Raw genomic sequence first — 26,305 nt, 5'->3', positions numbered from 1 at the left:
CCCTGTGGGAGAGTAGGTCGTCGCCGAACATTTTTTAGCCTCAACCCCCGAGCTTTGCTCGGGGGTTGAGGCATTTTTGCGTTGGGGGACTCCGGGAGCCGACTCGGTTGGGGCGGGGGTGGCGGCGCGATTCGTTCACCGAGGGGTGGTCACAACGCCCTGGGTCTTGGGGTAAGATCTGTACTGCTGACAGCGCGCCCCTATAGCTCAGTCGGTAGAGCGTCTCCATGGTAAGGAGAAGGTCAACAGTTCGATTCTGTTTGGGGGCCCCAGCAGAAAGGCCCCGCCGGGAGGCGGGGCCTTTCGCATGTCTGCATCGGTCCGCCGAACCAGTCGGCCGGGACGCGGTCAGCCCGTGCGCTGGTGGGGGACCCGCATGGTCAGGATCGCCATGTCGTCCGAGGCCGGCTCCGCCGCGAAGCGCTCCACCGCGCGCATGACCCGGGAGGCGACCGCGCCGGCTGTGAGGCCGGTGCAGGTGGCGAGGACCTCTGTGAGGCCCTCGTCGCCGAGCATGCGGGTGCCCTCGCGGCGCTCCGTGACTCCGTCCGTCACGCACAGCAGGACGTCGCCGGGTTCGAGGGTGATCCGCTCCTCGTACAGCTCCAGCTCCTCCATCACGCCCAGCAGTGGCTGCGGTTCGGCGGCCGGGGTGACCGTGCCGTCGGGTCGCAGTCGCAGCGGGAGGGGGTGGCCGGCGCAGACGACCTTCAGCACCGCGCTGCCGTCGCGCTGCGGCCACAACTCGCCGTAGAGCAGCGTCAGGAAGCGGCTGCGGGTGCCCTCGTCGAGGATCGCCGAGTTCAGGCGCTCCAGCACTGCCGGGCCGCCGAAGCCCTCGCGGGCGAGGAGGCGCAGCGCGTGGCGGGCCAGGCCCGTGACGGCGGCGGCCTCGGGGCCCGTACCGCAGACGTCGCCGATGGCGAAGCCGTAGGCGCCGTCACGGATGGGGAAGAGGTCGTAGAAGTCGCCGCCGACCTCGTTGCCCTCGCCGGCCGCGCGGTAGATGACGTCCACCTCGACGCCGGGGACTTCGGGCAGGCCCGGGGGCAGGAGGCTGCGCTGCAGGGACTGGCTGATGGCCGTGCGCTCCGAGTACAGACGCGCGTTGTCCAGTGCCAGGGCGGCGCGGCGGGACATGTCCTCGGCCAGCTCCAGGATCTCCTGGCGGAAGTGCTCGTCGGTGGGCTTGCCCAGCACCAGCAGGCCGATGACGCGGTTGCGCGCCACCAGCGGCAGCACGACCGTCTCGCCGCCCACCGCGGAGGCGGTCGCCAGGGACGCGGCCGGCTCGGGGGCGTCCAGGCCGGCGTTGCTCAGGCTCAGCCGGCGGAAGGACGTGCGCATCGCGGAGTCGTGCGCCGCCTCGGACGGGGTGCTCCACAGCCGGGCGCCGGGCGAGGGCACCGGCTCGGGGGCTGCGATACGGGCCAGCAGCGCGCGCAGGTCGTCGATGCGGTCCTCGTCCTCGTGCAGTACGTAGGACAGCTCGGGGTCGGCTCCCTCGGCGAGGGTGTAGACGGCGCACCAGGTGGCCAGCGTCGGCACCGTCATCTGCGCCATCAGCGCCAGTGTCTGGTCGTGGTCCAGGGTGCCGGCGAGCAGGTCGGACGCCTCGACGAGGAAGGACAGCGAGCCGCGGCGCAGCCGCTCCAGCTCGCCGAGCCGTGCGGACTCCACCGCCAGGGCGATGCGGTCGGCGGCGAACTGCAGGCGCAGCGCCTCGTCGTTCGTGTAGCGGCCCGGGCTCTCGGCGGCGACGCCGAGGGAGCCGGTGAGGCGGCCCTCGACCTTCAGCGGCACCGTGACGGCCGAGCGCATGCCGGTGGAGGTCAGGAGGGGGACGGCCATGGGGTCGGCCGTCAGATCCTCGTGTACGGCCGGCATCCGGGCGGAGCCGTAGCGGCCGGTCCCCGTCTCCACAGGGACGCGGGCGAAGCGCTGCCGGGCGGAGGGCAGCCCGGTGGAGGCGCGGACCTCCAGCTCGGTCTCGTCGTCGGTGGCGAGCAGCAGGTACGCCGCGTCGCCGTCGAGGATGTCGCGGGCCCGCTCCACGGTGCGCTGCAGCAGCCCGTCGAGATCGTCCGGGGCCGGGGAGCCGATGAAGGCGTCGAAGGGGTCGGCGGGGCGTGAGCCGTCGCTCTGCGCGGTGCCCGCGCCCAGGTCGGAGGAGGATGAGCGCGACGGTGTCTGCAGTACGGCGCGCTCCTGCTCGCGCACCAGCAGGCAGACGGTGGAGGGATCGCCCGCGGAGTCGCGCAGGCGCAGGTGGGTGGCGTAGACGGGGATGACGCGGCCGTCGGCGCCGCGGATGCCGTACGAGCCCTCCCAGCGGGAGTGCCGCAGCGCCTCGACCAGACCCGTCCCGGTGCCGGGGGTGTGCGGCCAGGCGGCCAGCTCGCTGAGCTGCCGGCCCAGGACCTTCTCCGCCTCGAAGCCGAAGAGGTCCACCGCGTCCTCGCTCCAGGCGCTGACGCAGCCGCCGCGGTCGATCTGGACGACGGCGACATGGACGCGGGAGTCGACGGCGAGCGGCAGGTCGTCGACCGGGAGGACGGGTCCGGCGGAGCGGGTGCCGGCCACCGGCTCCTCCAGGTCGAGCTGGAACCAGACCTGCTTGGACGTCGAGGTGTACTCCACGCCCCAGCGGGACGCCAGCGCCGCGCAGAGCATCAGCCCCCGGCCGCCCTCGCGCTCGGGGGAGGAGGGGACGTGCTCGGCGGTGTCGAGCGGCAGCTCGCGCTCCGGATAGCGGTCGGAGACCTGGACGCGCACACCGGTCTCGTTCTGCACCACCCCGACGTCCACCGAGGTGCCGGCGTGGACCACCGCGTTGGTCACCAGCTCGCTGGTCAGCACCACCGCGTCGTCCGTGATCTCCCCCGAACCCCAGCCCTGCAGGGTGTCGCGGACGAAGGCACGGGCGGCCGCGACGGACCTCCCGACCGGTTCGAAGGTGGCCGTTACCCGCGCCGTCCGACTGGTAGACACAGCACAGGACTCCTCTGGACGGCTGAACGGTCAATCGGGTGGTGCCCGATTCCTGCGCCGGCGACGCATGGAACCCGGAGTTCTCCGGGCGGAACGGGACGGACATGACAGGGTAACCGGGCCGCACCCGCATGGGAGGGGGCTATGAGGCAACGAACACGGCCACTGCCGGCCACGTTGGCCGTCCGCCCCACCGTAGTGCGCGGGAGTGGAACACTGGGAACGCTATGAACGACGGCCCGAGGCGAACAAACCCGCGGGAGGGACAAGTGGAGTCTGGCGCACCGGTGCGCGGCGGGAGCACGCGCGCGAAGGGCGGACGGTCCCGGAAGAGCGGCACGACCGAGGTGGACACCGCCTCGCTGCAGCGGCTGCTGGCCTCCCTTGAGGCGATGCGGGACGGCAATTTCCGCAAGCGCGTGCCCCCTTCCGGCGACGGTCTGCTGGCGCAGATCGCGGTGACCCTCAACGAGGTCGCCGAGCGCAACCAGCACCTGACCGGTGAGCTGTCCCGGGTCCGCCGGATGGTGGGGCGTGAGGGAAAGCTCACAGAGCGTCTCGAACTGGGGGCGTGCGAGGGGTCGTGGGCGGACGCCATCGAGGGCTCCAATGCGCTGGTGGAGGATCTCGTACGCCCCCTCGCGGACGTGGGCCGGGTGCTGGCGGCGGTGGCCGAGGGTGATCTGGACCAGCGGATGGACCTGCGCCCGCAGGGCGCCGACGGGGTGCCGCGGCCGCTGCGCGGGGACTGCCTGAAGGTCGGCCGCACCGTCAACGGGCTCGTCGACCAGCTCTCCGCCTTCACCGACGAGGTGACGCGGGTGGCCAGCGAGGTGGGCACCGAGGGCAAGCTCGGCGGCCAGGCCAAGGTGCGCGGGATGTCCGGCTCCTGGAAGGACCTGACGGACTCCGTCAACACCATGGCCTCCCGGCTCACCGCCCAGGTGCGCGACATCGCCCTGGTCACGACGGCGGTCGCCAAGGGCGATCTGACCCGCAAGGTCACCGTCCACGTCGACGGCGAGATGCTGGAGCTGAAGAACACCGTCAACACGATGGTCGACCAGCTTTCCGCCTTCTCCTCCGAGGTCACCCGCGTCGCCCGCGAGGTGGGTACGGAGGGTGAGCTGGGCGGTCAGGCCCGGGTGCCCGGCGCCGCCGGCACCTGGAAGGACCTGACGGACAACGTCAACCTGATGGCGTCCAACCTCACCTCGCAGGTGCGCAACATCGCCCAGGTGACCACCGCGGTCGCCAGCGGCGACCTCTCGCAGAAGGTCACGGTGAGCGCGCGCGGCGAGGTGGCCCAGCTCGCCGACACGATCAACACCATGACGGAGACGCTCCGCACCTTCGCCGACGAGGTGACCCGCGTCGCCCGCGAGGTCGGCGACGAGGGGCAGCTGGGCGGCCAGGCGCAGGTGCCCGGGGCCGCCGGCATCTGGAAGGACCTGACGGACTCGGTCAACACGGCCTTCCGCAACCTCACCGGGCAGGTCCGCGACATCGCCCAGGTGACCACCGCGGTCGCCAGCGGCGACCTCTCGCAGAAGGTCACGGTGAACGTCTCCGGCGAGATGCTGGACCTGAAGAACACCGTGAACACGATGGTCGACCAGCTGTCCTCCTTCGGCGACGAGGTGACCCGCGTCGCCCGCGAGATCGGTGTCGAGGGCGAGCTGGGCGGCCAGGCGCAGGTGCCGGGCGCCGCCGGTACGTGGAAGGACCTGACGGACTCGGTCAACACGGCCTTCCGCAACCTCACCGGGCAGGTCCGCAACATCGCCCAGGTGACCACCGCGGTCGCCAACGGCGACCTCTCGCAGAAGGTCACCGTCGACGTCTCCGGCGAGATGCTGCAGCTGAAGATCACCGTGAACACGATGGTCGACCAGCTGTCCTCCTTCGCCGAGCAGGTCACGAGAGTGGCCCGCGACGTGGGCACCGAGGGCCGCCTGGGCGGCCAGGCGCGGGTGGACGGCGTCTCGGGGACCTGGAAGGACCTCACGGACTCCGTGAACTTCATGGCGTCCAACCTCACCTCCCAGGTCCGCAACATCGCCCAGGTCACCACGGCGCTGATGCGCGGCGACCTCTCGCAGAAGATCGAGGTCGACGCCCGCGGCGAGATCCTGGAGCTGAAGAACACCATCAACACCCTGGTGGACCAGCTGTCCTCCTTCGCCGAGCAGGTCACGAGGGTGGCCCGCGAGGTGGGTACGGAGGGCCGCCTGGGCGGCCAGGCGCAGGTGCAGGGCGTCTCCGGGGTGTGGCGCGACCTGACCGACTCCGTCAACGGCATGGCGTCCAACCTCACCGCCCAGGTGCGCAACATCGCCCAGGTGGCGACCGCGGTGGCCCGCGGCGACCTCTCGCAGAAGATCGACGTCGACGCCCGCGGCGAGATCCTGGAGCTGAAGAACACCCTCAACACGATGGTCGACCAGCTGTCCTCCTTCGCCGAGCAGGTCACGAGGGTGGCCCGCGAGGTGGGTACGGAGGGGCAGCTCGGCGGCCAGGCCGAGGTCCAGGGCGTCTCGGGCACCTGGAAGGACCTCACCCAGTCCGTCAACTTCATGGCGAACAACCTGACCATCCAGGTGCGCAACATCGCCGAGGTCACCACCGCCGTCGCCAACGGCGACCTGACCAAGAAGATCACCGTGGACGCCCGCGGCGAGATCCTGGAGCTGGTCACCACCGTCAACACGATGGTCGACCAGCTGTCCTCCTTCGCCGAGCAGGTCACGAGGGTGGCCCGCGAGGTGGGTACGGAGGGCCAGCTCGGCGGCCAGGCCCAGGTGCGCGGGGTCTCGGGCATCTGGAAGGACCTCACGGAGAACGTGAACCTGATGGCGGTCAACCTGACCTCCCAGGTGCGCAACATCGCCCAGGTCGCCACCGCCGTCGCCAACGGCGACCTGACCAAGAAGGTCACCGTCGAGGCGCGCGGCGAGGTCGCCCAGCTCGCCGACACCGTCAACGCGATGGTGACGACGCTGTCCTCTTTCGCCGACGAGGTCACCCGCGTCTCCCGCGAGGTGGGCACCGAGGGCGTCCTGGGCGGCCAGGCCCGCGTCCCCGGCGTCTCGGGCACCTGGAAGGACCTCACCGAGTCCGTCAACTACATGGCCTCCAACCTCACCAACCAGGTGCGCAACATCGCCGAGGTCACCACCGCCGTCGCCAACGGCGACCTGACCAAGAAGATCGACGTCGCCGCCCAGGGCGAGATCCTGCAGCTGAAGAACACCATCAACACGATGGTCACCCAGCTCTCCGCCTTCGGTGACGAGGTGACCCGGGTGGCCCGCGAGGTGGGCACCGAGGGGCGGCTCGGCGGTCAGGCCCGCGTCCCCGGCGTCTCCGGCATCTGGAAGGACCTCACGGAGTCCGTCAACCTGATGGCGAACAACCTCACCTCCCAAGTGCGCAACATCGCCCAGGTCGCCACCGCCGTGACCCGCGGCGACCTCAGCCCCAAGATCGACGCGGACGCCGCCGGCGAGATCCTGGAGCTGCAGGAGTACATCAACACCATGATCGTCCGGCTCCGCGAGACCACCCTGGCCAACAAGGAGCAGGACTGGCTCAAGGGCAACCTGGCCCGTATCTCCGGTCTCCTCCAGGGTCGCCGCGACCTCGAGGACGTGGCCCGCCTGATCATGAGCGAGCTGACCCCGGTCGTCGCCGCCCAGCACGGCGCCTTCTTCATCGCCGAGCCGACCGGCGACCACACGGAGCTGGGCGGGGACGGCTCCTCCGACGACCCCGACGGCTACCTGCTGCGGATGGCCGGCTCCTACGGGCACCAGCGCGGCTCCATGCCGGACGTGCTGAGCCCCGGCGAGACGCTGATCGGCACCGCCGCGCAGGAGCGGCGGATGATCCTCGTCGAGAACGTCCCGGCGGGCTATCTGAAGATCGCCTCCGGCCTCGGCGAGGCACCGCCCGCGCACGTCATCGTCGTACCGCTGGTCTTCGAGGACACCGTGCTGGGTGTGGTGGAGCTGGCCGCTTTCACCACGTTCACCCAGATCCAGAAGGACTTCCTCAGCCAGCTCGCCGAGATGATCGCCACCAGCGTCAACACCATCTCCGTCAACTCCCGTACGGAGATCCTGCTGGAGCAGTCCCAGGAGCTGGCCGAGCAGCTGCGCGACCGCTCCCAGGAGTTGGAGAACCGGCAGAAGGCGCTGGAGGACTCCAACGCCGAGCTGGAGGAGAAGGCCGAGCTGCTGGCCCGGCAGAACCGCGACATCGAGATCAAGAACGTCGAGATCGAGGACGCCCGGCAGGGTCTGGAGGAGCGTGCCGAGCAACTGGCCGTCTCCATGCGCTACAAGTCGGAGTTCCTGGCGAACATGTCGCACGAGCTGCGCACTCCGCTCAACTCACTGCTGATCCTGGCCAAGTTGCTCGCCGACAACGCGGAGGCCAACCTCACGCCCAAGCAGGTGGAGTTCGCCGAGACCATCCACGGCGCCGGCTCGGACCTGCTGCAGCTGATCAACGACATCCTCGACCTGTCGAAGGTCGAGGCGGGCAAGATGGACGTCAGCCTCAGCCGGATCGCGCTGGTGCAGCTGGTGGACTACGTGGAGGCCACCTTCCGCCCGCTCACCGCGGAGAAGGGCCTGGACTTCTCGGTCCGCGTCTCCCCGGAGCTGCCCGCCACGCTCAGCACGGACGAGCAGCGCCTGCTGCAGGTGCTGCGCAACCTGCTGTCCAACGCGGTGAAGTTCACCGACGGCGGCGCGGTCGAGCTGGTGATCCGCCCGGCGGGCAACGACGTCCCGGTGACCATCAAGGAGCAGATGCTGGAGAACGGCTCGCTGTCCGATCCGGACGGCGCGCTGATCGCCTTCTCGGTGACCGACACCGGCATCGGCATCGCCTCGTCCAAGATGCGGGTGATCTTCGAAGCGTTCAAGCAGGCGGACGGGACGACCAGCCGCAAGTACGGCGGTACGGGCCTGGGGCTCTCCATCAGCCGGGAGATCGCGCGGCTGCTCGGCGGTGAGATCCACGCCGACAGCGAGCCGGGCCGCGGCTCGACGTTCACCCTGTACCTCCCGGTGCAGCCGCTGCAGTTGACGCAGCCGCTGGGGCCGCACGCGGAGCTGTCGGCCTCCGAGGGGGCGATGCTCGAGCTGCTGCCGCTGGAGGGGTACGCGGAGGAGGCGGTCCGCGAGACGGAGCGGGCCGCGGCCCGGGAGGTCCCGGAGGGCGGGCACGCCGTGATCGCGGAGGTGCCCGTGGTGCCGGGCCTGCTGCCGGGGCAGCCCGCACCGCAGGCGGCGGGCAACGGGCGCTCGGGCCGGCGTGAGCAACGCAGCGCCGCCGCCAGCCGGTTCAGGGGCCGCTTCAAGGGCGAGAAGGTGCTCATCGTCGACGACGACATCCGCAACGTCTTCGCGCTCACCAGCGTGCTGGAGCAGCACGGCCTGGCCGTGCTCTACGCCGAGAACGGCCGCGAGGGCATCGAGGTGCTGGAGCAGCACGACGACGTCACCGTGGTGCTGATGGACATCATGATGCCGGAGATGGACGGCTACGCCACGACCTCGGCGATCCGGCGGATGCCGCAGTTCACCGGGCTGCCCATCATCGCCCTCACCGCCAAGGCGATGAAGGGCGACCGCGAGAAGGCCATCGACTCGGGAGCGTCCGACTACGTCACCAAACCGGTCGACACCGATCACCTGCTGGCCGTGATGAAGCAGTGGATGCACGCGGAGTGACGGCGGGCGGTTCCTTCGCGGCCGTATCCGGGGCAACGATGACGCGGCGTACCCGAGTTGGTGTGAGGGCGTGCGAATGCGGGAACCTTCTGGTCCCAAGCGCCGTTCTCGCATCATGCGCCGTGTCAATACGGTGACAGGGTGTGTCGACGCTGCGGGGTGCGGCTACCATGACGGCCACAAGGGCGGGCGGCGCTACGGGTACGTCCCCAGGGGCGAGGCCCGGCGTACCGCCGGGGCGAGGAGGACGGGCCATGGTGCAGAAGGCCAAGATTCTCCTGGTCGACGACCGGCCGGAGAACCTGCTGGCGCTGGAGGCCATCCTTTCCGCGCTCGACCAGTCGCTGGTGCGGGCGTCGTCCGGGGAGGAGGCGCTCAAGGCGCTGCTCACCGACGACTTCGCGGTGATCCTCCTCGATGTGCAGATGCCGGGCATGGACGGCTTCGAGACCGCGGCGCACATCAAGCGCCGTGAGCGCACCCGCGACATCCCGATCATCTTCCTCACCGCCATCAACCACGGCCCGCACCACACCTTCCGGGGGTACGCGGCCGGGGCGGTCGACTACATCTCCAAGCCCTTCGACCCCTGGGTGCTGCGCGCGAAGGTCTCCGTCTTCGTCGAGCTGTACATGAAGAACGTGCAGTTGCGGGAGCAGGCGAGCCTGCTGCGCCTGCAGCTGGAAGGCTCGCGGGCCGGGCACAACAGCGGCAGGGACGCGGTGGGCGTGCTGGCCGAGCTGTCGGCGCGGCTCGCGGCGGCCGAGGAGCAGGCCGAGGCGCTCAGCAAGCAGCTCGACGAGACGGCGGACGGGGCGGCCATCGCCACGGCCGCGCATCTGGAGCGCAGGCTCTCCGCCCTGCGCAAGGCGCTGGACGCCCTGGAGCCGGGCACGCCGGGCTGACCCCGTGCCGACCGGCCGGACCGGACCCGCAGGTCTGCGTGGATCGGTCGGAGGCGGGCGGTAACCTCACACGTATGGCCTCCCGTACCTCTGGCAACGGCAACTCCCGGCAGCGAGCCGGAGGTAGCGGCACGGCCAGGAAGGCGCCCGCCAAGTCCGCGGCGAAGAAGGCGGCGCCCAAGTCGGCCGCCCCGAAGAGGACTCCGGCGAAGAAGGCCCCCGCCAAGGCCCCGGCGAAGAAGGCGGCGCCCAACCCCACCCGCCCCGTCCTGCGCGGAGTTCGCGCCCTGTGGCTCGGTTCCGCGCACGGCGTGGGGGCGGTGCTGCGCGGAATAGGGCGCGGCGCCAAGGGACTTGACCCCGCGCACCGCAAGGACGGCCTCGCCCTGCTGCTGCTCGGCCTGGGCCTGGTCATCGCCGCCGGCACCTGGTCCAGCCTCGACGGCCCCGTCGGGGGACTTGTCGACATACTGGTCACCGGAGCCTTCGGACGACTGGATCTGCTGGCGCCGATCCTGCTCGCCACCGTCGCGGTCCGCCTCATCCGCCATCCCGAGCGGCCCGAGGCCAACGGCCGGGTGGCGATCGGGCTTTCGGCCCTGACGGTCGGGGTGCTGGGCCTGGTCCACGTCGGCTGCGGAGCCCCCGGGCGCGGTGAGGGCACGGAGGCCATAAGCGATGCCGGCGGACTGATCGGCTGGGCGGCCTCGCGCCCGCTGGTCTTCACCCTCGGTGAGGTGCTCGCCGTTCCGCTGCTGCTGCTCGTCACCGTCTTCGGCCTGCTCGTCGTCACCGCCACCCCCGTCAACGCCGTCCCGCAGCGGCTGCGGCTGCTGGGCGTACGGCTGGGCGTCCTGCAGGCCCCCGCCGCGCAGGCGCAGCCGGAAGGCGCCCGGTACGAGGACGGGGGCGAGGGCGCGTACCGGAGCGGGGAGGAGTACGCCGAGGACTGGCGCGGCGGCCTCGTGCGGATCGCAGAGGACGCCGACGAGGCCCGCGGCGACGCCGGCAAGGGCCGGCGCAAGCGCCTCCCGCGCAAGGCGGCCGACCCCATCGACCTCGCCGCCGCGGAGGCCGCCCACCTCGACGGCGCCGTGCTGCACGGCGTCCCCCCGACCCCGCTGCTGGCCGACCTGGGCAGTGAGATCACCGGCAGTGTGCCCGTGGCCCGCGCCGAGGAGGCCGTGCTGAAGCCGACCGGGCTGCCCGACCTGCTGCCCGCCGTCCCGGACCTGACCCGCGCCGCCCCCGAGCCCGACGCGGCCGAGGGGCTGCCGCCGCGCGCCGAGCAGCTGCAGCTGGCCGGGGACATCACCTACGCGCTGCCCGGTCTGGACCTGCTGGAGCGCGGCGGCCCCGGCCGTACCCGCAGCGCCGCCAACGATCTCGTGGTGGCCTCGCTGACCAACGTCTTCACCGAGTTCAAGGTCGACGCCGCCGTCACCGGCTTCACCCGCGGCCCGACGGTCACGCGCTACGAGGTGGAGCTGGGCGCCGCGGTCAAGGTCGAGCGCATCACGGCGCTGGCGAAGAACATCGCCTACGCGGTGGCCAGCCCGGACGTGCGCATCATCAGCCCGATCCCCGGCAAGTCGGCGATCGGCATCGAGATCCCCAACAGCGACCGGGAGATGGTCAACCTCGGCGACGTGCTGCGCCTGGCGGGCGCCGCGGGCGACGAGCACCCCATGCTGGTGGGCCTGGGCAAGGACGTCGAGGGCGGCTACGTGATGGCCAACCTGGCGAAGATGCCGCACATCCTGGTCGCCGGCGCCACCGGCTCCGGCAAGTCCTCCAACATCAACTGCCTGATCACCTCCGTCATGATGCGCGCCACCCCGGAGGAGGTCCGGCTCGTCCTCATCGACCCCAAGCGGGTGGAGCTGACGGCCTACGAGGGCATCCCGCACCTGATCACGCCGATCATCACCAACCCCAAGCGCGCCGCCGAGGCGCTGCAGTGGGTCGTCCGCGAGATGGACCTGCGCTACGACGACCTCGCCGCCTACGGCTTCCGGCACATCGACGACTTCAACGAGGCGGTGCGCAGCGGGAGGACGACCGCGCCGCCGGGCAGCGAGCGCGAGCTGCAGCCGTACCCGTACCTGCTGGTGATCGTCGACGAGCTGGCCGACCTGATGATGGTCGCCCCGCGCGACGTCGAGGACTCCATCGTCCGCATCACGCAGCTGGCCCGCGCCGCCGGCATCCACCTGGTCCTCGCCACCCAGCGGCCCAGCGTCGACGTCGTCACCGGTCTGATCAAGGCGAACGTGCCCTCCCGGCTCGCGTTCGCCACCTCCTCGCTCGCCGACAGCCGCGTCATCCTCGACCAGCCGGGCGCCGAGAAGCTGATCGGCAAGGGTGACGGGCTCTTCCTGCCGATGGGCGCCGGCAAGCCGACCCGGATGCAGGGCGCCTTCGTTACCGAGGCCGAGGTCGCGGTGGTCGTACGGCACTGCAAGGAGCAGATGGCGCCGGTCTTCCGCGAGGACGTCACGGTCGGCGGCGGGAAGAAGAAGGAGATCGACGAGGAGATCGGCGACGATCTCGACCTGCTGGTCGCCGCGGTGGAGCTGGTGGTCACCACCCAGTTCGGCTCGACCTCGATGCTGCAGCGCAAGCTGCGGGTGGGCTTCGCGAAGGCGGGCCGGCTGATGGATCTGATGGAGTCGCGCGGAATCGTCGGTCCCAGCGAGGGGTCCAAGGCCCGCGACGTGCTGGTCAAACCGGACGAATTGGATGGCGTGCTGGCGATGGTCCGTGGGCAGGATCACCCGTAGGAGCGAGCCGGGCCACCGGATCGGCTGCCGGTGCGTCACATGGTTACGGCAGGTGGGCGCACCCGGACGTCGATCGATGGACACCTCGGCCGCCCACAAGTCATACCGCCCGGTTGCCCGACACTTTTACAAGACCTCTAGACTGAACATCCGGCAGGTGGCTCACGCTCGAAAGGCGCCCCCGTGTCCCTCGGAACCCCCTCCGCAGACGACCGCACGTCCGTCGGACGGACCCTTCAACACGCTCGGATCGACGCCGGACTGACCGTCGAACAGGTCAGCGCCCAGACCCGGGTGCGCACGCCGATACTGCACGCGATCGAGGACGACGACTTCTCCCGCTGCGGCGGCGAGGTCTACGCCCGCGGGCATGTGCGCAACATCGCGCGCCTGGTGGGCCTGGACCCCGACCTGGTCGTCGCGCAGTTCGACGCGGAACGGGGCGGCCGGCCCGAGCCCGTCACCGCGGCGCCCCTCTTCGAGGCCGAGCGCATGCGCCCCGAGCCGCGCCGCCCCAACTGGACCGCCGCCATGGTCGCCGCGATCGTCGCGGTCATCGGCTTCGTCGGCTTCACGGTCTTCAGCGGCGACGACGGCGCCAAGGACACCCCGACCGCCGTGGACACCGCCGACGACAAGGCGGACGGCAAGAGCGGGGCCGACCCCTCCGGGAAGCCCAGCGCCGAGCCCACCGAGAGCGCGATCGCCCAGGCGCCGGCCGACAAGGTCACGGTCAAGCTGGTCGCGACCGACGGCAAGAGCTGGATCTCCGCCAAGGGCCACGACGGCAGCACGCTCGAAGAGACGGTTCTGCAGCAGGGCGACTCCGTCACGGTCCAGGACGACCAGCGCGTCAACCTCATCCTGGGCAACGCCGGCGCCGTGCAGCTCTTCGTGAACGGCAAGGAAGTCGACAACGACTTCCAGCTCGGCCAGGTCGAACGCATCTCCTACACCAAGGGCGATCCCGAGGTCGGCTGAGGGCCGGGCCCGCCACGCGCGCGGCCCCGGCCGGGGTGGCGCACGTAACGCCTGGTAGGCCGCCCGGCCCCGGGTGGCGACGAAGTACCCTTGTCGTCATGCCGCACCCCCCTGAAACCCGTACTGTCGCACTGGTCACGCTCGGCTGCGCCCGCAATGAGGTGGACTCCGAGGAGCTCGCGGGCCGGCTGGCAGCGGACGGGTGGCAGCTCGTCGAGGACGCCGCCGACGCCGACGTGGCCGTCGTGAACACCTGCGGCTTCGTCGAGGCGGCCAAGAAGGACTCCGTCGACGCCCTGCTGGAAGCCAACGACCTCAAGGACCACGGCCGCACCCAGGCCGTGGTCGCGGTGGGCTGCATGGCCGAGCGGTACGGCAAGGAGCTGGCGCAGGCGCTGCCCGAGGCCGACGGTGTGCTGGGCTTCGACGACTACGCCGACATCTCCGACCGGCTGCAGACCATCCTCTCCGGCGGTGTGCACGCCTCGCACACCCCCCGCGACCGGCGCAAGCTGCTCCCGCTGGCCCCCGCCGAGCGGCAGGACGCCGCCGTCGCGCTGCCCGGCCACGGACAGGACGCCGCCGAAGCACCTGCGCCCGTCGCCGACCTCCCCGCGGGCCTGGCCCCCGCCTCCGGTCCACGCGCCCCGCTGCGCCGCCGGCTGGAGGGCGGCCCGGTGGCCTCGGTGAAGCTGGCCTCCGGCTGCGACCGGCGCTGCTCGTTCTGCGCCATCCCCTCCTTCCGCGGCTCCTTCGTCTCGCGCCGCCCCTCCGACGTACTGAACGAGGCGCGCTGGCTGGCCGGGGAGGGCGTCAAGGAGATCATGCTCGTCTCCGAGAACAACACCTCCTACGGCAAGGACCTCGGCGACATCCGGCTGCTGGAGAGCCTGCTGCCCTCGCTCGCCGACATCGAGGGGCTGGAGCGCATCCGGGTCAGCTACCTGCAGCCGGCCGAGCTGCGGCCGGGGCTGATCGACGTACTCACCTCCACGCCGAAGGTGGCCCCGTACTTCGACCTGTCCTTCCAGCACTCCGCGCCCGAGGTGCTGCGCTCCATGCGCCGCTTCGGCGACACCGACCGCTTCCTGGGGCTGCTGGAGCAGATCCGCGCCAAGGCGCCGCAGGCCGGGGTGCGCTCCAACTTCATCGTGGGCTTCCCCGGTGAGTCCGAGGCCGATCTGGCGGAGCTGGAGCGCTTCCTGACCGCCGCGCGCCTGGACGCCGTCGGCGTCTTCGGGTATTCCGACGAGGAGGGCACCGAAGCCGCAGGCTACGCGGGCAAGCTGGACGTGGACGTGGTCGCCGAGCGGCTGGCCCGGGTCTCCCGGCTGGCCGAGGAGCTGACCGCCCAGCGGGCCGAGGAGCGCCTGGGCGAGACGCTGTCGGTGCTGGTGGAGTCGGTGGACGAGGAGGACGGGATCGTCGGACGGGCCGCCCACCAGGCGCCCGAGACCGACGGGCAGGTCACCCTCACCGGCGGTGCGGGCCTTGAGCCCGGGGTGTTCGCCACCGCCAAGGTCGTGGCCACCCAGGGCGTGGACCTGGTGGCCGAACCGGTCGGCGGGCCGACCGGTGAGCCGCTGGACGGCGAGGGGGCGCGCAGATGACCGCAGCCCGGCTGGTGCCGCCGAAGGTCTCCCTCTGGAACATCGCGAACCTGCTGACCATGATGCGGCTGCTGCTGGTGCCGGCGTTCGTGCTGCTCATGTTCGCCGACGGCGGCCACGACCCGGCCTGGCGCTCCTTCGCCTGGGCGGCGTTCGCCGTCGCGATGATCACGGACCTCTTCGACGGCGAGCTGGCGCGGCGCTACGACCTCGTCACCGACTTCGGGAAGATCGCGGACCCCATCGCCGACAAGGCGATCATGGGCGCCGCCCTGATCAGCCTCTCCGTGCTGGGCGACCTGCCCTGGTGGGTCACCGGAGTGATCCTCTTCCGGGAGCTGGGCATCACCCTGATGAGGTTCTGGGTCATCAAGCACGGGGTCATCCCGGCGAGCCGTGGCGGAAAGCTCAAGACACTCGCCCAAGGTGTAGCCGTGGGTATGTACATTCTCGCGCTGACGGGCCCCCTGGCCACGCTGCGCTTCTGGATCATGGGTGTCGCGGTGGTGCTGACGGTGGTCACCGGACTGGACTACGTCAAGCAGGCCGTCGTGCTGCGGCGCCGGGGCCTGGCGGCCGCGCGTGCGCAGGCGGTGGCCCGATGAGCGCCGCCCCCGACCGCGCGCGGGCCGTGCTGGAGCTGCTGGAGGAGCGCGGCTGGTCGCTGGCCGTCGCCGAGTCGCTGACCGGGGGGCTGCTGGCGGGCGCGCTGACGTCCGTCCCCGGCGCCTCCCGGACGTTCCGCGGCTCGATCACCGCGTACGCGACCGACCTGAAGCGGGATCTGCTGGGCGTGCCGGGCGAGCTGCTGGCCGACCGCGGTGCGGTCGACGGCGAGGTGGCCCGGCAGATGGCGGCCGGGGTGCGCTGGCGGCTCGGTGCCGACTGGGGGCTGTCCACCACGGGCGTGGCCGGGCCGGAGCCGCAGGACGGGCAGCCGGTGGGGACGGTCTTCCTCGCGGCGGCGGGACCCGGCGGCCAGAACGAGCAGGTGCGGCTGGGCCTGGAGGGCGACCGGGAGGAGATCCGCGCGGCCGCCGTGCTGGCGGCGCTGGAGCTGATCGGGCGCGCGGTACGGGCCGCTGCGGCGCCTTCCGCCGCATCCTTGGGCGAGGAGTTCGCGGTCGCCGGGGCCGGCGGTGGGGACCTCTTCGACGGGCTGTCCTCCGGTGAGCCCCCCGCCGCGGAATAATTCGGGACGAACTGACGTTTGACCCGTGGATCCCTTTTTCCGCCACCCCCTCGGCGAGCTGGCAAACCCCGGATGCTTCCTCGTTGGGCGAACGTCGAAGATGACTTCGCCCGACGCACCGTGGTGGTCCGAGAGGGTACGGTGGAGGGCAGAGGATCCGATACCGAGGTCCGAGGAGGAGGGAGCCACGCATGATTCTGCTCCGTCGCCTGCTGGGTGACGTGCTGCGTCGGCAGCGCCAGCGTCAGGGCCGCACTTTGCGCGAGGTCTCCTCGTCAGCCCGGGTCTCCCTCGGATATCTCTCCGAGGTGGAGCGGGGGCAGAAGGAAGCCTCGTCCGAGCTGCTGTCCGCCATCTGCGATGCGCTGGACATGCGGATGTCCGAGCTGATGCGCGAGGTCAGCGATGAGCTGGCGCTCGCCGAGCTGGCGCAGTCGGCCGCGTCCGACACCATTCCGGCCCCGGTGCGGACGTTCACCATGTCGTCCGTGACGGGTATCCCGGAGGAGCGCGTGACGATCAAGGCTCCGAAGGAGACCGTGGGCGTCGCCGCCGCGTGAGAAGCGGGTACGAGACCGCGTGACAACTGACAGAAGGGTCCGGCTCCCCACCGAGGGAGCCGGACCCTTCTGCGCGCCCGGGCGCGGGTGCGGCCTGGGCGGCCGGGACGGCGTGGGTGACGGGGGTCAGGCGGCCTGGCAGGCGGGGCACCAGTAGGTGACCCGCTCCCGGCCCGGGACCGCGCCCTGCTCCGCCCTGCGGACGGGGGTGCCGCAGCGGTGGCAGGGCAGGTGCTCGCGGCCGTAGACCCACAGCCGGCGGCCGCGGCGGTCGACGGGGGTGGTCACGCGGGCCGGGCGGAGCTTGTTGGCCTCCAGCAGCTTGCGGGCCAGCTCCAGCAGGCGGTCGAGGTGCTTCGCCGCCGAGACGGGGGTCAGGGGGTGGTTTCCGGTGAGGAAGCACAGCTCGGACTTGTACTCGTTGCCGATGCCGGCGAGGTTGCGCTGGTCGAGGAGGGCCTCGCCGAGGCTGCGGTCCGGGGCGGCGAGGAGGCGGCGGGCGGCCTCGGCGGGGTCCCAGTCCGGGCCCAGGAGGTCGGGGCCGAGGTGGCCGACGATCCGGTGCTCGTCGCGGGTGCGGAGCAGCTGCAGTACGGGCAGGCGGTAGCCGACGGCGGTCTGCCGGTCGTTGCCCAGGACGGCGCGGATCCAGTGGCCCGGGCCGCGGGGGCGCTCGCCCGCGGGCTGGATGCGCCAGTCGCCGTCCATCTGGAGATGGGAGTGGAGGGTGAGGCCGCCCTCCACGCGGGCGAGGATGTGCTTGCCGCGGGGGGTGACGTTCTCGACGGTGCGGCCGGTCAGGTCGACGGTGGCCAGTGCGGGGACGCGGAGGTCGCAGCGGGTGAGGGGGCGCCCGGCGAGGGCGTCGTGCAGGAGGTGCGAGACGCGGTAGACGGTGTCGCCTTCGGGCATCTTTCTCTCCGGCTTCTCTCCGGGCGGTTCTCGTCGGCCGGCCAGTGCGCTCCGGGCCCGGTCAGCTGCGCAGGCGCAGGCCGCGGGGGGTGGCGTGGAAGCCCGATGATTCCAGAAAGTGGCTGTAGGGGGACTCCAGGGACGGGGTGTTGTTGATGCGCTCCAGGGTGACCGAGGGGCCCAGGGCGCCGTCCCTCGCCGCCGCGCCCAGGGCCTGGGCCGCTGCCGCGAAACGGGGGTCCGCGGGGTCGGGCCAGACCAGGAGGCTCTTGCCGCCCCGCTCCACGTACATGGTCAACTCGCCGTCCAGGAGCACCACCAGGGCGCCCGCCTTGCGGCCCGGCTTGTGGCTGGAGCCCTGCGGAGGCTCGGGCCAGCCGAGAGCGGCGCCGTAGGCGTTCGCCGGGTCGGCGGCGGCCAGGACCAGGGCGCGGGGGGACTGCGCCCGGCGTCCGCCGCCGAACGGGGTCTGCGCGCCGGGCGGGGCGAAGCCGCCGTCGGCGGCGGCGTCCGCGTCGCCCGAGCGCTCGCGGGCCGCCGAGGCCGCGCGCAGGCGGTCCACCGCGCCGTCCATCGCGAACTGCGCGGCGCCCAGACCCTCCACCACATAGCCCCGGCGGGCCTGCCCGGACTCCTCGAAGACCGAGAGCACCCGGTACGCGGCGGAGAAGCCGCCCTCGACCCCCTCCGCAGCCACCGCGCCGCGCGTCACGACGCCGTGGCGGTCCAGCAGCGTGCGGGCCAGGGCGTGGGCGCGCAGCGTCGGGTCGCCCTCCCGCTCCGGCAGCAGCGACCAGCGGCCCGCCGTCGTGGGCGGTCCCTGGCGGCCGGTGGCGGAGCGCGCGGCCAGCGAGCCGGCGCCGTAACGCCCGCGCGGGACGGCCCGCTTGGCGCGGTGGGCTGTCGCCCCGGCCGTGCGGCCCGAGCCCAGCAGGCCGCGCAGCGGGGCCAGGGTGTCGTTGGTCAGCCGGCCCGACCAGGCCAGCTCCCAGACCACCTCCGCCAGCCCGGCGTCGGTGAGCGCGGGGTGGGCGGCGCGCACCTGGTCGGCGATCTGGCGGAAGAACAGCCCGTACCCGCCGGCGAGGGTGTCCAGCACCGCCCGGTGCACCTCGGTCAGCTCCAGCGGCTGCGGCTCGCCCAGCAGCAGCGGCGCCGTGTCGGCGAGATGGAGCGAGACCCAGCCGTCCTTGCCGGGCAGCGCCCCGGAGCCGGCCCAGAGCACCTCGCCGGAGGCCGTCAGCTCGTCGAGCATCGCGGGAGTGTAGTCCGCGACCCGGGAGGGCAGCACCAGCTTCTCCAGCGCCGAGGCGGGGACCGGGGCGCCCTGCAGCTGCTCGATCGCGCGCAGCAGGCCGTCGGGGCCGCGCAGGCTGTGCGTGCCCAGATGCTGCCACTGGGGGAGGAACGAGGCCAGCGCGGCCGGGGGCACCGGCTCCAGCTCCTCGCGCAGTGCCGCCAGCGAGCGGCGCCGCAGCCGGCGCAGCACCGTGGCGTCGCACCACTCCTGGCCGCTGCCCGCCGGATGGAACTCGCCCTGCACCACCCGCCCGGCCGCCGCCAGCCGCTGCAGCGCGCCCTCCGTGACCGCCGGGCCCAGGCCGAAGCGGGCCGCCGCCGCCCCCGAGGTGAACGGGCCGCGGGTGCGGGCATGGCGGGCGAGGAGGTCGGCGAGGGGATCGGCGACCGGCTCCGTGAACGCCTCCGGGACGCCCGTCGGCAGCGCCGTGCCCAGGGCGTCGCGCAGCCGTCCCGCGTCCTCGACCGCAGCCCAGCGCTCCTCGCCCGCGATCCGCACCCGGATGGCGCGCCGGGCGCGCTCCAGCTCCGGCGCCCAGTCGGCCTCCGCGCCGCGCGCGGCCAGCTCCGCGCCGCTCAGCGGACCCAGCAGCCGCAGCAGGTCCGCCACTCCCTCGGCGTCCTTGACCCGGCGGTCCTCCGTCAGCCACTGGACCTCCTGCTCCAGCTGCGCCAGCACCTCCGGGTCCAGCAGCTCCCGCAGCTCCGCCCGGCCCAGCAGCTCCGACAGCAGCCGGGAGTCCAGCGAGAGGGCGGCGGCGCGGCGCTCGGCCAGCGGGGAGTCTCCCTCGTAGAGGAACTGCGCCACGTAGCCGAAGAGGAGGGAGCGGGCGAAGGGGGAGGGCTCGGGGGTGGTGACCTCCACCATGCGCACCCGGCGCGACTCGATGTCGCCCATCAGCTCGACCAGGCCCGGCAGGTCGAAGACGTCCTGCAGGCACTCGCGGACCGCCTCCAGCACGATCGGGAAGGAGCCGAACTCGCTGGTCACCTGGAGGAGTTGGGCGGCGCGCTGGCGCTGCTGCCAGAGCGGGGTGCGCTTGCCGGGGCTGCGCCGGGGCAGCAGCAGGGCGCGGGCGGCGCACTCGCGGAAGCGGGAGGCGAAGAGCGCCGATCCGCCCACCTGCTCCGTGACGATCCGGTCCACCTCGCCCTTGTCGAACAGGACGTCCGCGGCGCCGACCGGGGACTGCTCCGTGTCGTACTCCAGCCCCGTCGCGGGGCCGGCCGCGGGGTCGAAGTCCAGCAGGTCCATGCCCAGCAGGTCGGCGTCCGGCAGGCGCAGCACGATCCCGTCGTCGGCGTGCATGACCTGGGCGTCGAAGCCGTGGCGCTCGCGCAGCCGGGCGCCGATGGCCAGCGCCCAGGGGGCGTGCACCTGGGCGCCGAAGGGGGAGTGGACGACGACGCGCCAGTCGCCCAGCTCGTCGCGGAAGCGCTCCACCACGATGGTGCGGTCGTCGGGGACGTGGCCGGCGGCCTCGCGCTGCTCCGCCAGGTACGACAGGACGTTCTCCGCGGCCCAGGTGTCCAGGCCGGCGGCGGCCAGCCGCTCGCGGGCGGCAGGCGGCTTCAGGGCGCCCAGCTCGCGCAGGAAGGCGCCCTGGGCGCGGCCCAGCTCCAGCGGACGGCCCAGCTGGTCGCCCTTCCAGAACGGGAGCCGGCCGGGGACGCCCGGCGCGGGGGAGACGATGACCCGGTCGCGGGTGATGTCCTCGATCCGCCAGGAGGTCGTGCCCAGGGTGAAGACGTCGCCGGCCCGCGACTCATAGACCATCTCCTCGTCCAGCTCGCCGACCCGCCCGCCGCCCTTCTTCGGGTCGGAGCCGGCGAGGAAGACGCCGAAGAGGCCGCGGTCGGGGATCGTGCCGCCCGAGGTGACCGCGAGGCGCTGGGCGCCGGGACGGGCCCGCACCGTGTGCGCCACGCGGTCCCAGACCACGCGCGGGCGCAGCTCCGCGAAGGCGTCGGACGGATAGCGCCCGGCCAGCATGTCGAGCACCGCCGTGAAGGCCGACTCGGGCAGGGCGGAGAAGGGGGCGGCGCGGCGGATCACCGCCAGCAGCTCCTCGACGTCCCAGTCGTCCATCGCGGTCATGGCGACGATCTGCTGCGCCAGCACGTCCAGCGGATTGGCCGGGACACGCAGCGACTCGATGGCGCCCGCGCGCATCCGCTCGGTGACCACCGCCGACTGGACCAGGTCGCCGCGGTACTTGGGGAAGACGACGCCCCGCGAGACCGCCCCCACCTGGTGGCCAGCCCGGCCCACGCGCTGCAGGCCGGAGGCGACGGAGGGCGGCGACTCGACCTGGACGACCAGGTCGACGGCGCCCATGTCGATACCCAGCTCCAGGCTGGAGGTCGCGACGACCGCCGGGAGGCGGCCGGCCTTCAGGTCCTCCTCCACCAGGGCGCGCTGCTCCTTGGAGACCGAGCCGTGGTGGGCGCGGGCCAGCACGGGGGCCGCGCCGCTGCCCGTACCCGAGGGGCCGAGGAGCTGGGCGGGGGAGTGGTCCTCGGGGAGGGGCTCGCCGCCGGCCCGCTCGTGGGCGATCTCGTTGAGCCTGTTGCACAGGCGCTCCGCCAGCCGGCGGGAGTTGGCGAAGACGATCGTGGAGTTGTGGCCCTCGACCAGGTCCGCGATGCGCTCCTCCACCTGCGGCCAGATGGAGGGCCGGTCGCCGTCCTCGCCCTCCTTGCGCGCCGCGGGGGAGCCGCCCAGCTCGCCCATGTCCTCCACGGGCACCACGACGGAGAGGTCGAACTCCTTGGCGGAGGGCGGCTGGACGACCTCCACCCGGCGGCCGGGGGAGAGGAAGCGCGCCACCTCGTCGACCGGGCGGACCGTCGCCGACAGGCCGATCCGGCGGGCGGGCCTGGGCAGCAGCCGGTCCAGCCGCTCCAGGGTGAGCGCCAGGTGCGCCCCCCGCTTGGTGCCCGCCACGGCGTGCACCTCGTCCAGGATCACCGTCTCGACGCCCGCGAGCGCCTCCCGGGAGGCGGAGGTCAGCATCAGGAAGAGGGACTCGGGGGTGGTGATGAGGATGTCCGGCGGCTTGTTGGCGATGGCGCGGCGCTCCGACTGCGGGGTGTCGCCGGAGCGGATCGCCACCTTGATGTCCGGCTCGGGCAGCCCCAGGCGCACCGACTCCTGGCGGATGCCCGTGAGCGGCGAGCGCAGATTGCGCTCCACGTCCACCCCCAGGGCCTTCAGCGGCGAGATGTACAGCACCCGGCAGCGCTTTTTGGGGTCGGCCGGGGGCGGCGTGGCGGCCAGGCCGTCCAGCGCGGAGAGGAAGGCGGCCAGGGTCTTGCCGGAGCCCGTGGGCGCCACCACCAGCACGTCGGAGCCCTTGCCGATGGCCTCCCAGGCGCCGGTCTGGGCGGCCGTGGGCGCGTCGAAGGCCCCGTCGAACCATGCCCGGGTCGCGGGGGAGAAGGTGTCGAGGACGGCCGGTCCCGGTTTCTGCGCCATGTCCCCATCGTGCACCGGACCACTGACAACGGCGGAAGCAGGAGCGAGGGCGGGGGGTCCGGGGGCGGGACCTATCCTGCTCGGCATGGCACCGGACACCACACCACCCGCGCGGCCGGCCGAGGGCGTCGCGCGGCACGAGCCGATACCGCCGCCCGACGCCGACCGGCGCGCGGTACGCGACGCGCTCGGCGTCGGGCTCGCCGTCGGACTCAGCGGCTTCGCCTTCGGCGTGACCGCCGCCGGGGCAGGCGTCACCCTGCTCCAGACCTGTGTGCTGAGCCTGCTCGTCTTCACCGGCGCCAGCCAGTTCGCGCTGGTGGGAGCGCTGGCCGCCGGGGGGAATCCGTACACCGCCGCGGCCGGGGCCTTCTTCCTCGGCGTGCGCAACTGCTTCTACGGACTGCGCCTGGCGCCGCTGCTCCAGCTCCCGGCCAGGGTGCGTCCGCTGGCCGCCCAGTGGATCATCGACGAGACGACCGCCGTCACCATCACCCAGCCCAGCCGGCGCACCGCGCGCATCGGCTTCGCGGTGACCGGTCTGACGCTGTACGTGCTGTGGAACCTCACCACCCTCCTCGGCGCCCTGGGCGCCTCCGCCCTGGGCGATCCGAACGCCTGGGGGCTGGACGCGGCGGGCCCGGCCTGCTTCCTGGCGCTGCTCGCGCCGATGCTCAAGACCGCCACCGAGCGGCTGGTGGCGGGTATCGCCGTCCTCCTGGGCCTCGGTCTGCTGCCGGTGCTGCCCGCCGGGGTGCCGGTGCTGGCCGCCGCCCTCGCGGCGCCGCTGGTGCTGTGGGCCGAGGGGCGCCGGAAGGGATCGCGCACCGACGAGGGCACCGAGGGGGAGGTGTCCGCGTGAACGCCTGGATCGCCATCGCACTGACCGCCGTGGGCTGCTACGGCGTCAAACTGCTCGGCCTCTCCGTCCCCGACGGGGTGCTGGAGCGGCCCCTGGTACGGCGGCTGGCGGCGCTGCTGCCCGTCGCGCTGCTGGCGGCGCTCACCGCCCAGCAGACCTTCGCCACCGCGCAGCGCGAACTGGTCCTCGACGCGCGGGCCGCCGGGGTGGCCGCGGCGGCCGTGGCGCTGGTGCTGCGGGCGCCCTTCCTCGTGGTGATCGCCGTGGCGGTCGTGGTGACGGCGGGACTGCGGGCGCTGCTGGGCTGAGCGTGCTCACCAGGGCCCTCAGCACCCCCGGGAGGGGCGCTGGATAATGGGGGGCATGTGGCAGACGGTTTTCTGGGAGCGGATGACGGACTACTTCGGTAAGCCGTACGTCGACTCCTTCGCGCGCGACCACGTCCTCTCCGAGCTGGGCGGGCGCACGGTGCTGGAGGCGCTGGACGCGGGCTGGGACGTCAAGGACGTGTGGCGGGCGGTGTGCGAGGCGATGTCCGTGCCCGCCGAGAAGCGCTGAGGCGGCTCAGGACCACGCGGCCACGTAGTAGCCCACCCCGTACGGCGCGTCCTCGTACAGCAGGCGCCCCGTCAGCGCCGCGCCCCGGGCCGCGCCCGCCAGGACCTGCCAGCCGGACCGCCCGCTCACCCGCAGGGCGCGGGCCTGCCGCGCGTCCAGCGCGGTGAGGGCGGCGGGGTCCGCGGCGCCCAGGGCGCGCGCCGCCGCCTCGTCGAAACCCGCCGCCCGCTCGTCGTAGGAGCCGGGCGCCTTGGGCGTACGGCAGGCGGTGCCGTCGCCCAGCACCAGCAGCGCCACCCGCTCCGCGCCCGCGGCCAGTTCGCGGCCGCTCTCCAGGCAGCGGGCGGTGTCCAGCGACTCGTCCACGCCCAGCCCCGTCACCGGTGCGGCCGACCAGCCGGTGCGCTCCAGCAGCCAGGCGCCGACCGCGAGGGACGGCGGCAGCCCGCGCGCCGCGCCGGTGGGGGCCTCGGGCGCCGCCGCGAGGCGTACGGACAGATCGACGCCGAAGCCGCGGAAGGACCCCGGGGCACCCTGGGGGTACGGGCCCACGCCGCCCGCGGGCGCCGGGCCGAGGACGTGGAGCCGGTCCGGGCGGGCGGCGGCCAGCACGCCGATCGCGTCCGCGCAGGCCGCGCGCAGCGCGTCCAACTCCCCGGCGGCGCCCGCCGCGACCTCGGGGACCAGCAGCGGAGGGCACGGGCAGCAGGCGGCGGCGATCAGCATGACGGGCAGCGTACCGGCGCCCCCGTACGGCCCCGGCGCCGCGTCCGGTGGCGACCGGCGCAGGCGTGGCGGAGGGAGCGGCGGGACGCTCACCCCCCGAGCGACTCCACGCACGCCCGCAGCGCCGCCGTGTCCCCGCCCGGGAGGACGGCCGCCAGCCGCCCGTCCGGGCGCACCACCAGCACCGAGTGCGCCGGTGCGCCCGGGTACTCCTCCGCGACCACGAGGGACGCCTCCACCGGCAGCTCCGCCACCGTGCGCAGCAGGGCCGGCATCAGCCCCGCCGTCAGCCAGTCGCCGTGCCGCCACACCCGCGTCCCCGGTGCGATCAGCACCACGACCACCGAGCGCCCCAGGCACGCGTGCAGCGAGGTCTCCCGGCCGTCGGGGGCGATCACCTCCACCTGGGCGGCGGGGGCGCCCAGCGCCGTGCCGACGGGCAGCGAGGGGACCGGCGGCGGGGTTGCGTACCCGAGGGGGGCGCCGAGCGGGCCGCGGCCCAGATGGCCGTCGGTGAGGAGCGTCAGCGCCTGGCCCCGGCGCCACTCGCCCGAGCGGCGGCGCACCAGCGCCAGCGCCTGGTCCGCCGCCCGCAGCCGCTGCCCGAGGACGCCGCGCCGCTCCGTCTCGTACGCGCCCAGGACCGCCCGCGCGCGCTCCGGGCGGCGCAGCGCGGCGGCCAGCCGCCAGGCGAGGTTCTCCGCGTCCTGCAGCCCCTCGTCCAACTGCTGCGCCCCCAGCGCCCCGTGCAGATGCGCCGCGTCACCCGCCAGCAGCACCCGCCCGCTGCGGAAGGAACGCGCCAGGCGGTGGTGGACGGTGTGCACGCCGGTGTCCAGCAGCTCGTACGGGCCCCCGCCCCACGCCGCCAGGGTCCCCTCCACCCGCCCCGTCAGCGCCTCGGGGGTGACCAGGCCCGCGTCCGGGGGCAGCAGCCAGTCCAGCCGCCACACGCCCCCCGGCAGCGGCCGCGCGCACACCTCCGACGGAGCCCCGCACAGCACCGTCCCCCCCGTCCCGCCCGCCTCGCCGCTCCCCCCGGCCCAGGGCAGCTCCGTCCGTATCGCCGCCACCGCGTGCCGCTCCACCGCCGTACGGCCGGGGAAGGGGACCGCCAGCAGCTTGCGCACCGCGGAGCGCGCCCCGTCGCAGCCGACGGCGTAGCTGCCGCGCCACCAGACGGGCTTGGCGTCCTCCCGCGCCGCGCGGGTCCGCACGGAGACGCCTGCGGCCTCCTGCTCCAGGGTGTCGACGCGGGCGTCGGGCACCAGGGTGGCCAGGTCGTGGGCGGCCACCGCCGCCCGCAGGGCGTCCACCAGGGGCTGCTGGGGGACGTGCAGCGGTCCGGGCGCCTCGTACGCGACCTGCCGCAGCGTCCGCCCCGCGGCCGGATCGGCGCCGCGCGTCGCCCGCCAGGCGGTCAGCCGCAGCCCGGCCGGCGCGCAGCCCAGCCGCGCCAGGAACGCCTCGGTCGCCGGCCGCAGCACCGCCGTGCGGGCAGGGCGGGGCGGGGAGAGGGCGGGGGAGGGCGGCTCACCGTCGAGGACGAGGGTGGTCACGCCGTTGTGCGCCAACGCCAAGGACAGGGTGAGCCCGACGGGTCCTGCCCCGACGATGACCACCGGGTCCACGATCACAAGGCGTATGCAACCCACTGGCCGACCTGCGCGTCAAGCCGGGGGCCCGGGAAGGGCGTTGGCGGGG

Annotated in this window: 16 protein-coding genes and 1 tRNA gene; 12 read left to right on the top strand and 5 right to left on the bottom strand. The window is 73.3% G+C overall.

Annotated elements, in window-relative coordinates; translation table 11 throughout:
- Positions 1 to 196: 196 nt before the first annotated feature.
- Positions 197 to 272 (top strand) — tRNA-Thr (locus tag ACFQLX_RS10820).
- Between the two features lie 76 nt (positions 273 to 348).
- On the opposite strand, the gene ACFQLX_RS10815 is transcribed toward ACFQLX_RS10820, so the two are convergent.
- The gene (locus tag ACFQLX_RS10815) at positions 349 to 2,991 is read right to left on the bottom strand and encodes a SpoIIE family protein phosphatase (protein ID WP_386414062.1); all 2,643 of its coding nucleotides are present in this window, start codon (positions 2,989 to 2,991) and stop codon (positions 349 to 351) included.
- A 269-nt stretch (positions 2,992 to 3,260) separates the two neighbouring features.
- On the opposite strand from ACFQLX_RS10815, the gene ACFQLX_RS10810 reads away from it, so the two are divergent.
- The 8 genes from ACFQLX_RS10810 (at position 3,261) to ACFQLX_RS10775 (ending at position 16,766) form a co-directional block, all read left to right on the top strand.
- Positions 3,261 to 8,735 (top strand): HAMP domain-containing protein, encoded by a 5,475-nt coding sequence (locus ACFQLX_RS10810; protein ID WP_386414061.1) that lies wholly within the window; start codon positions 3,261 to 3,263, stop codon positions 8,733 to 8,735.
- Between the two features lie 254 nt (positions 8,736 to 8,989).
- Positions 8,990 to 9,640, top strand: a complete 651-nt coding sequence (locus ACFQLX_RS10805; protein WP_386414059.1) for a response regulator — start codon at positions 8,990 to 8,992, stop codon at positions 9,638 to 9,640.
- A 74-nt stretch (positions 9,641 to 9,714) separates the two neighbouring features.
- Positions 9,715 to 12,423 (top strand): DNA translocase FtsK, encoded by a 2,709-nt coding sequence (locus tag ACFQLX_RS10800; protein WP_386414058.1) that lies wholly within the window; start codon positions 9,715 to 9,717, stop codon positions 12,421 to 12,423.
- A 183-nt stretch (positions 12,424 to 12,606) separates the two neighbouring features.
- A complete protein-coding gene (locus tag ACFQLX_RS10795; RefSeq protein WP_386414057.1) occupies positions 12,607 to 13,404 on the top strand; it encodes a helix-turn-helix domain-containing protein in 798 nt (265 codons plus the stop codon).
- Positions 13,405 to 13,502: 98 nt separating this feature from the next.
- A complete protein-coding gene (rimO, locus tag ACFQLX_RS10790) occupies positions 13,503 to 15,014 on the top strand; it encodes a 30S ribosomal protein S12 methylthiotransferase RimO (protein WP_386414056.1) in 1,512 nt (503 codons plus the stop codon).
- Positions 15,011 to 15,619, top strand: a complete 609-nt coding sequence (gene pgsA, locus ACFQLX_RS10785) for a CDP-diacylglycerol--glycerol-3-phosphate 3-phosphatidyltransferase (protein ID WP_386414055.1) — start codon at positions 15,011 to 15,013, stop codon at positions 15,617 to 15,619. Before rimO ends, pgsA begins: the two co-directional genes overlap by 4 nt.
- Entirely contained in the window at positions 15,616 to 16,206 is a 591-nt protein-coding gene (locus tag ACFQLX_RS10780; protein WP_386414054.1) for a CinA family protein, read from the top strand. Before pgsA ends, ACFQLX_RS10780 begins: the two co-directional genes overlap by 4 nt.
- A 191-nt stretch (positions 16,207 to 16,397) precedes the next feature.
- Complete coding sequence (locus ACFQLX_RS10775) at positions 16,398 to 16,766, top strand: helix-turn-helix domain-containing protein (protein ID WP_386414053.1); 369 nt, start codon at positions 16,398 to 16,400, stop codon at positions 16,764 to 16,766.
- Between the two features lie 126 nt (positions 16,767 to 16,892).
- Here the strand turns inward: ACFQLX_RS10775 and ACFQLX_RS10770 are convergent, their stop codons facing one another.
- Entirely contained in the window at positions 16,893 to 17,678 is a 786-nt protein-coding gene (locus ACFQLX_RS10770) for a DNA-formamidopyrimidine glycosylase family protein (protein WP_386414051.1), read from the bottom strand.
- Between the two features lie 61 nt (positions 17,679 to 17,739).
- Positions 17,740 to 22,455 (bottom strand): Lhr family ATP-dependent helicase, encoded by a 4,716-nt coding sequence (locus ACFQLX_RS10765; RefSeq protein WP_386414050.1) that lies wholly within the window; start codon positions 22,453 to 22,455, stop codon positions 17,740 to 17,742.
- An 85-nt stretch (positions 22,456 to 22,540) separates the two neighbouring features.
- On the opposite strand from ACFQLX_RS10765, the gene ACFQLX_RS10760 reads away from it, so the two are divergent.
- Genes ACFQLX_RS10760 through ACFQLX_RS10750 form a run of 3 tightly spaced genes read left to right on the top strand, consistent with a single transcriptional unit; the run spans position 22,541 to position 23,875 of the window.
- On the top strand, positions 22,541 to 23,317 hold the full coding sequence (locus ACFQLX_RS10760) for an AzlC family ABC transporter permease (protein WP_386414048.1): 777 nt from the start codon (positions 22,541 to 22,543) through the stop codon (positions 23,315 to 23,317).
- Positions 23,314 to 23,625 carry an AzlD domain-containing protein gene (locus tag ACFQLX_RS10755; RefSeq protein WP_386414047.1) on the top strand — a complete coding sequence of 104 codons (312 nt, stop codon included), beginning with the start codon at positions 23,314 to 23,316 and terminating at the stop codon, positions 23,623 to 23,625. Before ACFQLX_RS10760 ends, ACFQLX_RS10755 begins: the two co-directional genes overlap by 4 nt.
- Positions 23,626 to 23,680: 55 nt before the next feature.
- Entirely contained in the window at positions 23,681 to 23,875 is a 195-nt protein-coding gene (locus ACFQLX_RS10750) for a DUF3046 domain-containing protein (RefSeq protein ID WP_386414046.1), read from the top strand.
- 6 nt (positions 23,876 to 23,881) lie between these two features.
- On the opposite strand, the gene ACFQLX_RS10745 is transcribed toward ACFQLX_RS10750, so the two are convergent.
- Together ACFQLX_RS10745 and ACFQLX_RS10740 are read right to left on the bottom strand one after the other, a co-directional pair.
- Positions 23,882 to 24,601, bottom strand: a complete 720-nt coding sequence (locus ACFQLX_RS10745) for a class III extradiol dioxygenase subunit B-like domain-containing protein (RefSeq protein ID WP_386414045.1) — start codon at positions 24,599 to 24,601, stop codon at positions 23,882 to 23,884.
- 89 nt (positions 24,602 to 24,690) lie between these two features.
- Positions 24,691 to 26,238 (bottom strand): FAD-dependent oxidoreductase, encoded by a 1,548-nt coding sequence (locus ACFQLX_RS10740; RefSeq protein WP_386414043.1) that lies wholly within the window; start codon positions 26,236 to 26,238, stop codon positions 24,691 to 24,693.
- Between the last annotated feature and the right edge of the window lie 67 nt (positions 26,239 to 26,305).

Origin of the sequence: Streptomyces polyrhachis, assembly GCF_042663125.1 — a bacterium.
GTDB lineage: Bacteria > Actinomycetota > Actinomycetes > Streptomycetales > Streptomycetaceae > Streptomyces > Streptomyces polyrhachii.
This window is presented reverse-complemented; position numbering and strand designations above follow the sequence as displayed.